Consider the following 15121-nt stretch of genomic DNA (forward strand, 5'->3'; position numbering starts at 1 on the left):
GTGCGCATTAGTGGACTCGCCGGCATTGAGAAAATCAGCTCTGCCAGTAGTAGCTGAGGAAGTCGGAGAGCTTGTTGGTGGCATCCTTGAGCACTTCGATGCGTGGCAGGTAGACGATACGGAAGTGATCCGGCTCATGCCAGTTGAAGCCGCCGCCGCGCGTGATGAGAATGCGCTTGTCATGCAGCAGATCGAGGGCGAACTGCTCGTCGTCATGTACGTTGAACTTCTTGATATCGATCTTCGGGAAGATATAGAACGCGGCCTTCGGCTTGACCGCGGTGATGCCCGGAATGGAGTTCAACGCGTCATAGATGTAATCACGTTGATCATGGATACGGCCACCGGGCACGATATAGTCGTGCACGCTCTGATGGCCGCCCAGCGCGGTCTGCACAATGGACTGCGCGGGCACGTTCGAACAGATGCGCATGTTGGTGAGCATATTGATGCCCTCGATGTAATCCTTGGCGATGGCCTTGTTGCCCGACAAAATCATCCAGCCCACGCGGTAGCCGGCGATCATATGCGACTTGGACAGGCCGGAGAAGGTCACGCAGAACAGATCCGGAGCCATGGAAGCGATGGAAATATGCTCGAGCCCGTCCATAACCAGACGATCGTAGATTTCGTCGGAGAAAATCATGAGCTGGTGCTCACGCGCCAAGTCGACAATCTGCTGCAGCACTTCCTTTGGATACAGCGCACCGGTCGGATTGTTCGGATTGATGAGCACGATGGCCACGGTACGATCGGTGATCTTCTTACGCATATCGTCGATATCCGGGTACCAGTCGGACTTCTCGTCGCACAGGTAATGCACGGCGGTGCCGCCGGCGAGATTCACACAGGCGGTCCACAGCGGGTAATCCGGAGATGGCACAAGCACCTCATCGCCACTGTCGAGCAGCGCGGACATAGACAGGTTGATGAGCTCGCTGACACCATTGCCGGTGTAGATGTCTTCGATGGTGACGTTCGGAATGTTCTTGAGCTGTGCATACTGCATGATGGCCTTACGCGCGGAGAACAGGCCCTTGGAAGCCGAATAGCCTTCGGTTTCAGGCAATTGTTGCGCCATGTCGTAGACGACCTCGTCCGGCGTACGGAAGCCGAACGGTGCAGGGTTGCCGATGTTGAGCTTCAGTACGTGGGTGCCGGCCTGTTCCATGCGGGCCGCCTCATCAACCACTGGGCCGCGAACATCGTAGAGCACGTCATCAAGCTTGTGTGATTTGCCAAAGGTACGGCGGCGAGCAGCAGGAATTTCCATTTCCGCCGACGTGGGGGCTCCGCTCGGTGTGTCAATATGGGAAGCGGGTTGTGCGTCGGAGTTCAATTTTGTTTCCGAGGATTGGCCACGAAGCCAGTTCGCATCGACATCAAGTTCGTCAGCCAGAAACAGCAGCACATCCTCTCGCGGCATGGTCTTGCCCGCAACATATTGGCTGATGTGGCTTTTGCCCATCTTGACACCGCGGCGTTCGGCGGCGTGCACCAGATCTACCTGCTTCAATTCCCTACTGTTCATCGCATTGCGCAGTCGTTCCGCAAACACCGATACGCTCATAGTCCTATGCCTCCAACCGGAAGTTCAATTGTCTTGTTGAACAACGGTTCAAAGCATACGCCTAGTTCAATATGTGTTCAATTTTTGGCGTGTTTACAGTGTTCGAACGGCACAGCAATTATCGAAGCTGTGACTCGATCCACTGAGCGACGCCATCCTCGTTGTTAGGAGGGCAAATCTCGTCGGCGATGGACAGCACTTTTGGATTCGCGTTGGCCACGGCCACTCCTCTGCCAGATTCGCTCATCATATTGATGTCGATGAGATCGTCGCCGAAGGCCGCAGTCTGCTCAAGTGGGACATCGAGACGATTGCACAGCAAGCGCAGCGCATGCTCCTTGTTGGCCTGAGGATTCATGAGCATCCACATCACGCCTTCGCTGATGGAGATGTCGAAGTCCGGCGGAATCAGCGCACGCAGTTCATTCCATTGTGCCGGTTCAGGGAAGATGGTGATTTTGTCTGCGATTCCATCAGGAACGTCATGGAAGTTCGTGTATTGGAAAGCCTGAGTCTTCCAATACACGCGCACATCGAAGTTGGTGTAGCGCACGTCGTTCATCACGATGCCGATTTTGAGGTTTGGCATACGGTCGAGCAGAAACAGGCAGACTTCGCAGGCGCGCTGTGAGGAGAAACCGATTTTAATGAGATGATTCTCGCTCTGCTGTGATGAGTCGGATGTCAGCATATCGAAATCGGAATTGGCCGGGTCGAAATCGATGAGGGCACCGTTGAGATAGATCACAGCATCAACGGGCAGTTTCTCGGCAAACTGCAGTCCGGTACTCACCGGTCGCGCGGTGGCGATGGCGAATTTCATGCCGGCGTCGTGAGCCCGAGCGATGGTGTCGATGCTGCGCTGGGTGATGAAACGATCCTCAAAGACCTCGGCGTCATGCAATAGAGTGCCGTCGAGGTCGGCGACCAACAGTTCGGGGCGAGTTGTCGTCTTGATGGTTGTGGTCACAGCAGTCCCTTGCAATGGTCTCGGACGAGTTCGGCGGAGTGATGCATTTTGGCCATTTCCTCGTTGCTTAGTTCCAGTTCCACGATTTCATTGGCGCCATTGGCACGCAGTTCGGTGGGCACGCCGAGGAACACGTTATGTTCGCCGTATTCGCCGTCCAGCAGCGTAGAGACGGGGACGATGCGACGCTCATCCCACAGAATGGTCTGCACTATGCCGGCCACGGTGGAAGCAATGCCGAAGTTGGTGCCGCCCTTGGCCGCCACGATTTCGTCGCCGCGGGTACGGGTCTTTTCCTCGATTTCGGCGGTGGATACGGAGGCGAAGCGGTCTTGGTTGTCAGCCAGGAAGCGAGCGAACGGCTTGCCGCCGAGCGAGACGGTGGACCATGCGGTGAATTGGGAGTCGCCATGCTCGCCCATCACGAAGCCGCCCACATTGCGCGGATCAAGGCCGGTTTCCTCGCCGATGATGGTCTTGAGGCGTGAGGTATCGAGCGCGGTACCGGTGCCAAGCACCTGGGTGCGCGGCAGGCCGGAACGTTTCCATGCGTACCAGGCCATTACGTCGACCGGGTTGGAAACCATGACGATTACGCCGTCAAAGCCCGAGGCCATGACATTGTCGACCACTTCGCCCACGAGTCCGACGGTGAAGCCGAGCTCGGCCATACGGTTGGAATTGGCCGGCGGCTTACGGCCCACGGTGATGACGACGATATCCGCGTCCTTGCAATCGGCATAGTCGCCGGCACGCACTTTGACGTGACGATCCTGGAACTCGCTGCCGTCATCGAGATCGCGGGCCTCCCCCAAAGCTTTGGCGGCAAAATGATCGATGAGCACGAGCTCATTGCACAGACCATGTGTAACGATGCTGAACGCCGCGGTCGCACCGACCTGTCCGGTGCCCACAATGACGACTTTGTTACGGTTCATAGTGACCATAGTGCACTCCTTTGCAAGCCATGAACGATGGAAAAACTACGACCCATGACCGGTATGTTGGTCATGGGTCGTGAAAAAGTCTACAAAATCAATCAGCCGAGGTTGAACTTGGTCATCATGTCGAGGCCGATAATCAGAGCCACCCATACGAGGGCGATGATAACGGTCCAGCGGTTCAGGTTCTTTTCGGCGACGCCAGAGGTGCCGGCATTCTGGGTCAGACCGCCACCGAACATGTCGGACAGACCGCCGCCCTTGCCCTTGTGCATAAGGATGAGCAGGGTCAGCACGAAGCTGAGCAGCACGACGATGACTTCTAGCGTGATCTTAAGAGCGGTCACAGGGTACCTCCGAGTTGAATTTACTGTTGATAAGCATAGCGCACATATCGGAAAACCAGTGTATTACGACCGTGAAGATGTTGTTTTCAGCGCAAGACGGGCGATTTTGGACAGTTCATCGACGTCCAGGGCAGCGCCGCCGATGAGGAATCCGTCCACATCGGGCTGGGAGATGAGTTCTGCCGCGTTCTTTGAGGTGACGGAGCCGCCGTACAGAATGCGTACGCTGTCCGACACCTTTTGACCGAACGTGGTCTTCAAATCATCGCGAATCGCGTTGGCTGCGTCCTGAGCGGATTGCGGGGTGGCGACCATGCCGGTGCCGATGGCCCAGACCGGTTCGTAGGCCACGATGAGTTTGGCAGCTTCCTCATCGGAAAGATCGCGGGTGACATCACGCACCTGGCCGACTGCGAAGTCGAGCTCAATGCCCTTACGGCGTTCCTCGTAGCTTTCGCCTACGCACAGTATTGGCTGCATGCCGGCGGCAAGTACGGCACGCACCTGATCGACGATATTGGCATCGTCTTCGGGATGGTATTTACGGCGCTCGGAATGTCCGACAATGACGTACGAGCAGCCAAGGTGGGCCAGCATATCGGCGGATACGTCACCGGTAAAGGCGCCTTGCGTGGTCACGGATACCGACTGGGCACCATAGGTGAGGCGGAGCTTGTCGGCTTCGACAAGCACCTGCACGCTGCGCAGCGAGGTGAAGGACGGGAAAAGGGCGACCTCGCAACGCTTGAAGTCGAAATGAGCGTCGCGCAGTAGCCATACCAGCTTCTGTACAAAGTACGTGGCTTCCAGATGATCGAAGTTCATCTTCCAGTTGCCGGCTACCAAAGGAATGCGCTTGGATGCCATGATTTCCCCTCTCATTATCGTTCCTTGGCTCCCCTCAGTGAGGGGAGCCGTCAGCAAAGCTGACTGAGGGGAGCCCGACATCGCCGTAACTCCCCTCAGTCTCGCTACGCGAGCCAGCTCCCCTCGAGGAGGGGAGCCAGAATAAAACTTACTCGAGCACCTTCAGGCCCGGGAGCTCCTTGCCCTCGAGGAACTCGAGGGAAGCGCCACCACCGGTGGAGATGTGGGAGAAGCCGTCCTCCGGGAAGCCGAGGTTGCGCACGGCGGAAGCGGAGTCACCGCCACCGACGATGGTGAACGCACCGGCTGCGGTGGCGTCGACCAGACCCTGGGCCACGGCCTTGGTGCCGGCAGCGAACTCAGGAACCTCGAACACGCCCATCGGGCCGTTCCACACGACGGTCTTGGAGTCGACGATCTTGTCGTGGAAGAGCTTCTGGGAATCCGGGCCGATGTCCAGACCCATCTTGTCGGACGGAATGGCGTCGGCGGCAACGACCTCCGGGGCAACCGGGGTGTCACCGGCCGGGAAGCCCGCGTTCACGACGACATCGGTCGGCAGCACGAGCTCGACGCCGTTCTTCTCGGCAGTGGCGATGTAGCCCTTGACCTTGTCGAGCTGGTCCTCTTCGAGCAGGGAGGTGCCGACCTCGTAGCCCTTGGCCTTGAGGAAGGTGAACACCATGCCGCCGCCAATGACCAGACGGTCAGCCTTGTCGAGCAGGTTCTCGATGACGCCGAGCTTGTCGGAGACCTTGGAACCGCCGAGCACCACGGTGAACGGACGCTCCGGGTTCTCGGTGGCCTTGGACAGGGCCTTGACCTCCTTCTCGACCAGCAGGCCTGCGGCGGCCGGCAGATCAGCGGCAACGTCGTAGTTGGAGCCCTGAGCACGGTGGACCACACCGAAGCCGTCGGAGACGAAGGCCTCGCCGAGGGCGGCGATCTTCTTGGCGTAGGCGGCGCGCTCGGCGGCGTCCTTGGAGGTTTCCTCCGGGTTGAAGCGAACGTTCTCGAGCAGCACGACGTCGCCATCGTTCATGGCGGCGACCTTGGCCTGGGCGTCCTCACCGTAGGTGTCCTTGGCCAGCGGCACGTTGGTGCCCAGCAGCTCGCCGAGGCGGGCGGCAACCGGGGCCAGGCTCAGCTCAGGGACGACCTTGCCCTTCGGGCGGCCGAGGTGGGCCATGAGGATGACCTTGGCGCCTTCTTCGCGCAGGGTCTTGATGGTCGGCAGAGCGGCCTTGATTCGACCGTCATCGGTGATGGTGGTGCCGTCCAGAGGAACATTGAAATCAGCGCGAACCAGAACGCGCTTGCCCTTGAGATCTCCAAGGTCCTTGAGTGTCTTCATGAATATCCTTTCCTTGACGAATTTCACGTCAAAGTGGCCAATTTTGCCACTTTGCATATTACAGGCATTCCAGAACAAAACACCGCATTCGTCTGATGACTGAATGCGGTGTTTCGTAAGTCGTTGCATATGCTGGACGATCTTGACGGTTTGCCTCTTACCGTCCTTCGGCAGCCCGGGCCTTTTTGGTTTTCTCGGCGAGCTGAAGCAGTCGACGGATACGGCCTGCGATTGCATCCTTGGTGATCTGCGGTTCGGCAATCTTGCCGAGCTCCTCGAGGCTCTTGTCCACGTGGTCGATGCGCAGCTGGCCGGCCTGACGAAGATTGTCCGGAATGTTGTCGCCCAGCACCTCGAAGGCATGCTGCACCTTCTCGCTGGCCTCGGCGGCGGCTTTGGCGGACCTGCGCATATTGGCATCATCGAAGTTGGCCAGACGATTGGCCTTGCCGCGGGCTTCGCCGTCGGAACGCTTGCCGGTCCATTCGCGGGCGGAACGGGTGGCACCCATGAGCTTGAGCATGCGCTCGATGGCGTCGGGATCTTTGAGCGTCACGCGTTCGGAACTGCGCAGGGTGCGATGCTTGGCCTGAATGCCGAGACGACGGGCCACGCCGCACAGGGCCATGGCGGCCTCTTCGGTGGGGCAGGCGATTTCCAAGAAGCTTGCTTTACCGGGGTCGGACAGGAAGCCACGGGCCATGAAAGCGCCACGCCATGCGGCCTTGATCTGGGCGATGGAGCCGTTGACCACTTCGGCGGGAAGTCCGCGCACCTGCTGCTTGCGGCGGTCGACCAGACCGGTCTGCAGCGCAAGGGCCACCACGTTGCGGGTGACAAGCACCACATAGGTTTCCACCGGACCATTCGGAGTCTGGCGGGTCAGGTGATTGACCTCTGCCTCATGACCGAATACGTTCTTCAGGGTGTTTTGAAGCCACTCGGCTGCATCCAATGAGGTAAATACGGCTTGAATCACATACGCGTTTTGCACAGGACGCAAACCACCGCCAAAACGAATCATGGCCGCTGCTTGGGCCTTGATCGCGGCAGGTGAGTCACCTTCAAAGGCAGCCAACTCGCTTTTAACATCGTCCAGAAGAGCCAAAGATCCAACCTCCTACAGTCCCGTTCTTCTCAATGCCTTAGGCGCCTCGGCCATCAAGCAGTCGGAAGCCATCGGCTTTCTGTGATACCTAATCTGGTGGACAACCGAACCCGTTTGATATATATTTTGGGCTTTGTTTTCTCGCAGTGTGGTCACTCAGGATGAGCGTCGATGGTGTTGTTCCCGTGCCGAAACGGTGACGTTCAGGCCGTGTGCGCGTAGTCGGCGAGCCAGTTCTTCGCTCATCGCGACCGATCGATGCTGGCCTCCGGTGCAACCTATGGCAATGGTCACAAAGTGCTTGTCTTCCTGGGCATATCCTTCGATGGCCGTTTCAATGGCGCGTTCATAGGAATCAAGGAATTCCTTGGCACCTTTGCTGGACAGCACATAGTCGGCGACGGGTTTGTCGGCTCCGGTAAGCTCGCGCAGGCTGGGCACCCAGAATGGATTGGGCAGGAACCGGACATCGGCCACGAAATCGGCATCTATAGGCATGCCGTATTTGAATCCGAAGCTGAAGATGTGCACGGCCACGGTGGTGGGCCCGGATCCCAACATTGTCTCGTAGAGCTTGGTGGATAGCTGATGGATGCTCAAGGAACTGGTGTCGATGACCCAATCGGCCCGCTCTTTGAGATTATCCAGTAGATGGCGTTCCTCGAGAATGCCATCGATAAGACGGTTGCCGTGCTGCAATGGGTGCGGGCGGCGGACGGATTCGTATCGTTTGATAAGTATGTCGTTGCTGGCATCAAGGAAAAGGATGCGGGTTTTGACACCGAGATCATCCAAGTGGCCGAGCACGGCTGCCAGATCGTCAAAGTAGCTGCGGGAACGTACGTCAATGACTGCGGCGAGCTTGTGAATGCCGCTGTCTGACCCGGAGGTCGTCATCATATCGACAAGAGGAACCAGCAATTTAGGCGGCAGGTTGTCGACTACGTACCAGCCCATATCCTCCACCGAATCGGCGGCACGGGAACGGCCTGCGCCGGACATGCCGGTGATGAGCAATACCTCGAATGCGTCGGCCGGATTGGGCTGATTATCCGCAGCGGCGGAATCGGAATGGGTGTCGACCTGATTTTCCGAATCGTGGATGGAAGATGGCTGACTCATCACAATGCCTCCTCGAGCGCGTTGCGCATCGCGATTTCCAGATGATCGTCCTCGGTGGTGGTGCTTTGCAACCGCTTGTCGGCGTCGCTGGGCGGATCGTCGTCCCATATGCCGGTCATCAGCAGCACTTGGATAAGTGCCTGATACAGCAGCATTTCCTCGCCGCCAATGGCGCGGCCACCGTGGGCCCGCCATGCTTGCATGAGTTTGGTGGGACGTGGATTGTATACCACGTCCAGCAACAGGCCAGAATACGGTTCCGCGTGCGATTCGCTGTCTGTGTTGATGATATTCGCGATGCCGTTTGCCGCCAAACCGGGAATGGTATTGATGACATAGGTGGCGGTGCGTGCGGCGTTGAGCAGGGCCGACGTGTCGCTCAGTTCGATTTCGTCGTACGGGTTATGCGTGTTGATGAATTTTTCGGCCACGGGCTTCAATCCGGCGTTCTTACCGGGATGTCGTGCGGCGACGGTGATATGGCCGATCTCCGGCATCATGCAGCACGCAGCCAATGCCGAGGTGGCGGTGTTGCCGTTGCCGATGATGAGGGCGGTGCCGGCGCGATCGCCCGCATGATGGTTGCCGAGTTCCCGGTTGATATGGTCGAAGGCGAGTTGGATGCCGATGACATCGGTGTTGTACAGTTTGATGGCCGGCTTTCCGTGAGGCCAGGCCGGATCATCGGTGATGTCATTCCAGTCGAACACCGCGGTGTTGGCCACCCTGAGTTCCTTGGCCCACAGGTTCTCCGGGGTGCCGTACGGCTGGATGGTGCGTTTCAGTGGCATGGTCAGGCTCAGGCCGGCCCAAGTGGAGTCGAGGCCTTTGAGGAAAGCGTCGAGGTCATCCTCCCCCACCTCGTGCTTGTCATACAGCCAATCATTGAGATTCAGCGACCGGTAGGCCGCGTTATGCAGTACCGGAGACAGAGAATGCGCAATCGGTTTGCCAAGTACTGCGCAGCGATGGTTGGCCATATCCCCTCCTTGAATATCTTCTCCCATGCTAGCCGACATCTTGTCGTGGTGTTGTCACGCTACGCAATCCGTAATCGAAAATTCATGCCGAGTGGCGGCACCGGCTCCGGGAAGGAGATTATCGCGACTGTGTATGGGAAACTGTCATGGGCTGTTGCCGCACTGGCTCCCCGCAGAAGGGGAGCTGTCGCGAAGTGACTGAGGGGAGGTCCCGAAGAGAATCAGTTGAGTCTGCCTACTCGTCATGCAACGCGGCATACAACGCCTCGGCCTTGGCGTGGCCAACACCTTTGACCTGCTCGAAGTCCTCGACGCTGGCCACACGCATGGCTTTGACCGAACCGAAATGATTGAGCAGCCGTTTCTGATAGCTCTCTCCAATACCCGGAATCTCATCGAGCGCACTGCGCAGCGCGCCTTTGCGGCGCTGCTGGCGATGGTAGGTGATCGCGAATCGATGCGATTCGTCACGTACGCGCTGCAGCAGGTACATGCCTTCGGACTGGCGTTTGAGGATGATCGGATAGTCATCATCCGGCACCCATACCTCTTCGAGGCGTTTGGCCAAGCCACAGACGGCCACATCATCCACGCCGCAATCCTCGAGAGCCTTGGCCGCGGCCATGACCTGTGGTTTGCCGCCATCGACCACCACGAGATTCGGCTTGTATGCAAAGTGATGACGATTCGTGTTCTGCTGGACCATAGACGAATCGGCAAATGATGAGGCATCGGTAATTGCTGCCGGCGTCGTACTGCTGGCGCCATTTGCATCGGATACGGATTGTTCCTGCTGTTGCTCAGCCTTGGCCGCGCGCTGCTCCGCGTCGATGCTCTCGCCGGAATCCCCGGCGATATTGCCATGCTTGAAACGTCGCGTCAGCGTCTCGTAGAGCGCGGAGAGATCGTCCACTGCTCCTTGCCCGTCCTTGCCGCGAATGGAAAAACGACGGTATTCGGATTTCTTGGCGATGGCGTCCTCGAACACCACCATGGAAGCCACCTGGAAGGCGCCACCCACGGTGTTCGAAATGTCGTAGCATTCGATGCGCAACGGCGCCTGGCTCAGGCCCAGTGCCTTAGCCACATCGTTCATGGCTTGGGTGCGTGCGCCCATATCCGAAATACGGCTCATCTTGCTGCGCTGCAACGCCTGGTTGGCGTTCTCGTTGGCGCGATCCATGAGCTGCTTCTTGTCGCCTCGGGAGGCCACACGAATGGTCACCGCTCCCCCGCGCTGGTCGGTCAGCCAGCTTTCGAGTTCCGCACGACGGGACGGTTCGATCGGCACGATGATTTCGCGCGGCACCGGCGCAATGGGTGCCAGCAGATCAGCACGCCCAGTGGTTTCCTGACGGGTATTGCGCTCGCGAGTGGCTTGGGCTCGGGCGATTGCGTTCGTGGCGGTGACGGTCTGCGTAGAGCCGATGGCCTCGCGACTGGTGGAGATGGTCGCAGCGCCACCAGTCGCGCTTCGCGTGCTAGCCCACGCCAGTGAGGGCACGGCTTCGTTTTCGCCCCCGCTGACGGGGGCTGACGACGAAGTCGACTGGGGGTGGTTGTCGCCAGCCGCGTCCGAATAGACCTGCACGATGAGGTCAGCCATAAGGTCGGCGTCGGCGATGTCTTCGACCCGTTCGACGCTCCAGTTGCGTTCGCCGCGAATCGAGCCGGCACGCACATAGAAGGCGTGCACGGAGGCTTCCAATTCGTCGCTGGCAAAGCCAAACACGTCGGCGTCCACGTCCTGATCGAAGACGACGGCGTTCTGCTGCACCACGGTCTCCAGCATCTGAATCTGATCGCGCAGACGGGCCGCCTTCTCGAATTCAAGCTCGGCGCTGGCCTCTTTCATGTCGCGGGTCAACTGCGCGATATACGGCCGTCCAAGGCGTCCGGTCATGACGCCAACAAGTTGTTCGCACAGCCGTCGATGTTCGTCCGCTTCAATCTGATTCACGCAGGGAGCCGAGCATTTGCCGATAGAGGCCAGCAGGCAGGGCCGTCCGGTCAGCTGAGCTTTATGAAATACATTCGTGGTGCAGGTACGTACCGGAAAGGTGCGCAGCAGCCGATCGAGGCTGTGCCTCAGCTCCCACACCTTGGCGTATGGGCCGAAGTAACGAGTATCGCGGCGTTTGCGCGACCGCGTGACCCACACGCGGGGAACCCGCTCCCCCGTGCTGACCGCCAGATACGGATAGGTCTTGTCGTCGCGGAACTGCACGTTGAACCGCGGATCGAACTCCTTGATCCACGTGTACTCAAGCGTCAACGATTCCAACTCAGTGGCAACAACCGTCCACTCCAGACTGCGTGCCGTAAGCACCATGGTCTGTGTGCGCGGATGCAGCAGATACAGTGGCTGGAAATAATTGGTAAGCCTATTGCGCAGGTTCTTGGCCTTGCCTACATAAATGACGCGCCCTTCCCCATCGCGCCACTTATACACACCAGGCTTGGCCGGAATGTCCGAAGTCTTAGGTCGAAACAGATCACGAGAATCCCCCAGCAAAGGCGCCCCATTCGCATTCACCTTCGCCGCAGCTGCGCTTTCTTCGGCTCCTGCACTAGAGCTTTCCGGCATCAACGCCGCCGCAGTCTTGCGCCACTCGTCCGGACTATGCCGCTCGATATCGTTCGTCATAATCCTCCTCTCGCAAGTAGCAGCAGATAATTGATTCAGGATTGGGTGGGCTGGGGTGTGCGTTGCTGGACCGTAAAGACTTGGCCTGAGCAGCCCGGAGCGTGTCCAGCGACGCACACCCCAGCCCACCCAAGGTCAGCCGCAATTGAAAGGCTATAGCATCGGTTTCAGGAACTTGCCGGTCCAGGATTCGTCGCATTCGGCAACCTGCTCAGGAGTGCCCTGCGTAACGATGGTGCCGCCGCCGTCACCGCCTTCCGGACCAAGATCAATCAACCAATCGGCCTCCTTGATCACGTCCAGATTATGTTCGATGACAATAACCGTATTGCCCTTGTCCACCAGGGATTGCAGCACTTTGAGCAGCTTGTTTACATCTTCGAAGTGCAGACCGGTGGTCGGCTCGTCGAGGATGTACACGGTCTTGCCGTCGGAACGGCGTTGCAGTTCGGTGGCGAGTTTGACGCGCTGCGATTCACCGCCGGACAGGGTGGGCGCGGGCTGGCCGAGCCGGATGTATCCGAGGCCCACGTCCACCAAGGTCTTCAGATATCGGGAAATGCCGGTGTAGGCCTTGAAGAAGTTGGCTGCCTCTTCGATGGGCATATCGAGGATATCGGAAACGGTTTTGCCGTTGTACGTGACTTCGAGGGTTTCACGGTTGTATCGTTTGCCGTGGCAGGTCTCGCATTCCACGTAGACGTCCGGCAGGAAGTTCATTTCGATCTTCAGCGTGCCGTCGCCGTGGCAGGCTTCACAGCGGCCTCCCTTGACGTTGAAGCTGAATCGGCCGGGGCCGTAGCCGCGCACCTGTGCTTCGGGGGTTTTGGCGAAGAGTGCACGAATCTTGTCCCACACGCCGGTATAGGTGGCTGGGTTGGAGCGTGGAGTGCGGCCGATCGGGTTCTGATCGACGTGGATCACTTTGCGCACCTGGTCGACGCCTTCGACGCGCGTATGCTTGCCGGGCACGATGCGTGCGCCGTTGAGCTTGTCGGCGAGCACCGGGTAGAGGATCGAGTTGACAAGCGAGGATTTGCCGGAGCCGGAGACACCGGTGACCACGGTGAGCACGCCGAGCGGGAAACTCACGTCGATGTTCTTGAGGTTGTTCTCACGTGCGCCTACGACCTTGAGCATCTGGGTCTTGCGCACCTTGCGGCGCTTGGCGGGCACGGCGATTTCGCGACGGTGGGCGATGTAGTCGCCGGTGATGGAACGCTTCGCCTCGATGAGGTGCTTGGCTGGGCCGGAGTAGATGACTTCGCCGCCATGCTCGCCGGCTCCGGGGCCGATGTCGACCAGCCAGTCGGCCTGACGGATGGTGTCTTCATCGTGCTCGACCACGATCAGCGTATTGCCAAGGTCTCGCAGATGATGCAGGGTTTCGATGAGTCGTTCGTTGTCGCGCTGGTGCAGGCCGATGGAAGGCTCATCGAGCACGTACATGACGCCGACCAGACCGGAGCCAATCTGCGTGGCGAGTCGGATGCGCTGCGCTTCACCGCCGGACAGGGTGGCTGCCGCGCGTGAAAGGGTCAGATAGTCGAGTCCGACGTCATTGAGGAAGCCGAGGCGCGCCTTGATCTCTTTCAGGACTTCGCCAGCAATCATCTGTGCCGAGCCTTCGAGCTTGAGCCCGTTGACCCAGGCGAGCTCGCGCACGACGGGCATATCGCACACGTCGAAGATGGATTTGCCATCCACGGTGACCGCGAGCACTTCGGGCTTCAGGCGGCGGCCTTGGCAGACCTGGCAAGGTACCTCGCGCATGTAGGACTCGTAGTATTCGCGCATGGACTGCGAGTCGGTTTCGTCGTGGCGGCGCATCAGCGTGCGCACCACGCCCTCAAAGCCGGTGGAGTATTCGCGCAGGCGACCCCAACGGTTGCGGTAGGAGACGTTGACTTTGAAGTCATGGCCGTAGAGGATGTCGTGCTTGACGTCGGCCGGCAGATCCTTCCACGGGGTCTTCATAGAGAAGCCCATTTCCTTGGCCAGACCTTCAAGGATGTGGCCGTAGTACTGGGAGGTCATCTTGGTGCCGCTCCACGGCTCAATGACACCGTCGGCCAGGGATTTATCCGGGTCGGAGATCACGAGCTCCGGGTCGATTTCGAGTTTGAAGCCGAGACCGGTGCAGGCCGGGCAGGCGCCGTAGGGGGCGTTGAAGGAGAACGTGCGCGGTTCGACCTCATCGAGTTCGAGCACATGACCATTCGGACAGCTGCGGTGTTCGGAGAACGGGCGGCGGCGCGCGGGGCTGCCTTCCTCCTCGTCCACGAAGTCGATGACGATGCTGCCATTGGCGAGCTTCAGCGCGGTTTCCACCGAGTCGGTCAGGCGCTGTCGGATGCCGTCCTTGACCACAAGTCGGTCGACCACCACTTCGATGGTGTGCTTCTTCTGCTTGGTGAGTTTGATGTCGTCGGACAGCTGCTTCATTTCGCCGTCGATGAGCGCGCGGGCATAACCGTCGGAGCGCAGCAGTTCAAGCATATCCACGAACTCGCCTTTACGGCCCTTGACCACGGGCGCGAGAATCTGGAATCGCGTGCGTTCCGGGTAATCAAGCAGGGTGTCGACGATTTGCTGTGGGGTCTGGGAGGCGACTGGCTCGCCGCATTCGGGGCAGTGCGGGATGCCGGTGCGGGCGAATAGCAGTCGTAGGTAATCATAGATTTCGGTGATGGTGCCGACGGTCGAACGCGGGTTGCGGTTGGTGGTCTTCTGATCGATGGAGACGGCTGGGCTCAGGCCTTCGATGAAGTCGACGTCGGGCTTGTCCATCTGGCCTAGGAACTGGCGGGCGTAGGCGGACAGGGATTCGACGTACCGGCGCTGGCCTTCGGCGAACAAGGTGTCGAACGCGAGCGATGATTTGCCGGAACCGGACAGGCCGGTGAACACGACCATGCGGTTGCGCGGAATCGCAAGATCCACGTTCTTCAGGTTGTGCTCTCGTGCGCCCTGAATGGTGATCTTGAGGTCGTTTGGGATGTGCGAGATGTCCGCTACCAGCGAACCGTCATGCTCGACGAGCGGCGCTTTTTTGATTTCGCGGCTCAGGAATGAGTCGCTGGTCATCACCTTTTCCACGATGACTTCGCCGTTCTTGCCCTTGCCGGTTTTCGCGCCCGCTCCGCCAGTTGCGCGCTTTGTGCCAGTCTGCGCTGCCGCCACAATCCCCGCCTTCCGTCTCGCTGTTTTCCACG

The 15121-nt window shown here is 59.1% G+C and carries 11 protein-coding genes; all 11 read right to left on the reverse strand.

Annotated features, from left to right (window positions below):
- Nucleotides 1-34 precede the first annotated feature (34 nt).
- Nucleotides 35-1570 carry an aminotransferase class I/II-fold pyridoxal phosphate-dependent enzyme gene (locus NBH12_RS06025; RefSeq protein WP_226790568.1) on the reverse strand — a complete coding sequence of 512 codons (1536 nt, stop codon included), beginning with the start codon at nt 1568-1570 and terminating at the stop codon, nt 35-37.
- A gap of 118 nt (nt 1571-1688) precedes the next feature.
- Nucleotides 1689-2540 (reverse strand): HAD family hydrolase, encoded by an 852-nt coding sequence (locus NBH12_RS06030; protein WP_250819278.1) that lies wholly within the window; start codon nt 2538-2540, stop codon nt 1689-1691.
- Nucleotides 2537-3487 (reverse strand): L-lactate dehydrogenase, encoded by a 951-nt coding sequence (locus tag NBH12_RS06035; protein ID WP_052792455.1) that lies wholly within the window; start codon nt 3485-3487, stop codon nt 2537-2539. Before NBH12_RS06035 ends, NBH12_RS06030 begins: the two co-directional genes overlap by 4 nt.
- Nucleotides 3488-3579: 92 nt before the next feature.
- The gene (secG, locus tag NBH12_RS06040; protein WP_052786942.1) at nt 3580-3828 is read right to left on the reverse strand and encodes a preprotein translocase subunit SecG; all 249 of its coding nucleotides are present in this window, start codon (nt 3826-3828) and stop codon (nt 3580-3582) included.
- 63 nt (nt 3829-3891) lie between these two features.
- Complete coding sequence (gene tpiA, locus NBH12_RS06045; protein WP_052786941.1) at nt 3892-4695, reverse strand: triose-phosphate isomerase; 804 nt, start codon at nt 4693-4695, stop codon at nt 3892-3894.
- A gap of 148 nt (nt 4696-4843) precedes the next feature.
- Nucleotides 4844-6049 (reverse strand): phosphoglycerate kinase, encoded by a 1206-nt coding sequence (locus tag NBH12_RS06050; RefSeq protein WP_025221683.1) that lies wholly within the window; start codon nt 6047-6049, stop codon nt 4844-4846.
- Nucleotides 6050-6206: 157 nt separating this feature from the next.
- Nucleotides 6207-7157, reverse strand: a complete 951-nt coding sequence (gene whiA, locus NBH12_RS06055) for a DNA-binding protein WhiA (protein ID WP_250819279.1) — start codon at nt 7155-7157, stop codon at nt 6207-6209.
- A gap of 156 nt (nt 7158-7313) precedes the next feature.
- Nucleotides 7314-8279 (reverse strand): RNase adapter RapZ, encoded by a 966-nt coding sequence (gene rapZ, locus NBH12_RS06060; protein ID WP_025221682.1) that lies wholly within the window; start codon nt 8277-8279, stop codon nt 7314-7316.
- Nucleotides 8279-9259, reverse strand: coding sequence for a shikimate dehydrogenase family protein (locus NBH12_RS06065; RefSeq protein WP_250819280.1), 981 nt, complete (start codon nt 9257-9259; stop codon nt 8279-8281). The genes rapZ and NBH12_RS06065 overlap by 1 nt, the downstream gene beginning before the upstream one ends.
- 235 nt (nt 9260-9494) lie before the next feature.
- Nucleotides 9495-11906 (reverse strand): excinuclease ABC subunit UvrC, encoded by a 2412-nt coding sequence (gene uvrC, locus NBH12_RS06070; RefSeq protein ID WP_250819281.1) that lies wholly within the window; start codon nt 11904-11906, stop codon nt 9495-9497.
- 153 nt (nt 11907-12059) lie between these two features.
- Nucleotides 12060-15089 (reverse strand): excinuclease ABC subunit UvrA, encoded by a 3030-nt coding sequence (uvrA, locus tag NBH12_RS06075; RefSeq protein ID WP_171842534.1) that lies wholly within the window; start codon nt 15087-15089, stop codon nt 12060-12062.
- Between the last annotated feature and the right edge of the window lie 32 nt (nt 15090-15121).

It is taken from the genome of Bifidobacterium sp. M3-N-101 (assembly GCF_023656805.1).
Lineage (GTDB): Bacteria > Actinomycetota > Actinomycetes > Actinomycetales > Bifidobacteriaceae > Bifidobacterium > Bifidobacterium breve.

What these genes read in the sequence shown, in the direction of transcription:
- NBH12_RS06025 (WP_226790568.1), bottom strand. Translation starts at nt 1,570, where the DNA reads ATGAGCGTATCGGTGTTTGCGGAACGACTGCGCAATGCGATGAACAGT.
- NBH12_RS06035 (WP_052792455.1), bottom strand. Translation starts at nt 3,487, where the DNA reads ATGGTCACTATGAACCGTAACAAAGTCGTCATTGTGGGCACCGGACAG.
- tpiA (WP_052786941.1), bottom strand. Translation starts at nt 4,695, where the DNA reads ATGGCATCCAAGCGCATTCCTTTGGTAGCCGGCAACTGGAAGATGAAC.
- NBH12_RS06050 (WP_025221683.1), bottom strand. Translation starts at nt 6,049, where the DNA reads ATGAAGACACTCAAGGACCTTGGAGATCTCAAGGGCAAGCGCGTTCTG.
- rapZ (WP_025221682.1), bottom strand. Translation starts at nt 8,279, where the DNA reads ATGAGTCAGCCATCTTCCATCCACGATTCGGAAAATCAGGTCGACACC.
- NBH12_RS06065 (WP_250819280.1), bottom strand. Translation starts at nt 9,259, where the DNA reads ATGGCCAACCATCGCTGCGCAGTACTTGGCAAACCGATTGCGCATTCT.
- uvrC (WP_250819281.1), bottom strand. Translation starts at nt 11,906, where the DNA reads ATGACGAACGATATCGAGCGGCATAGTCCGGACGAGTGGCGCAAGACT.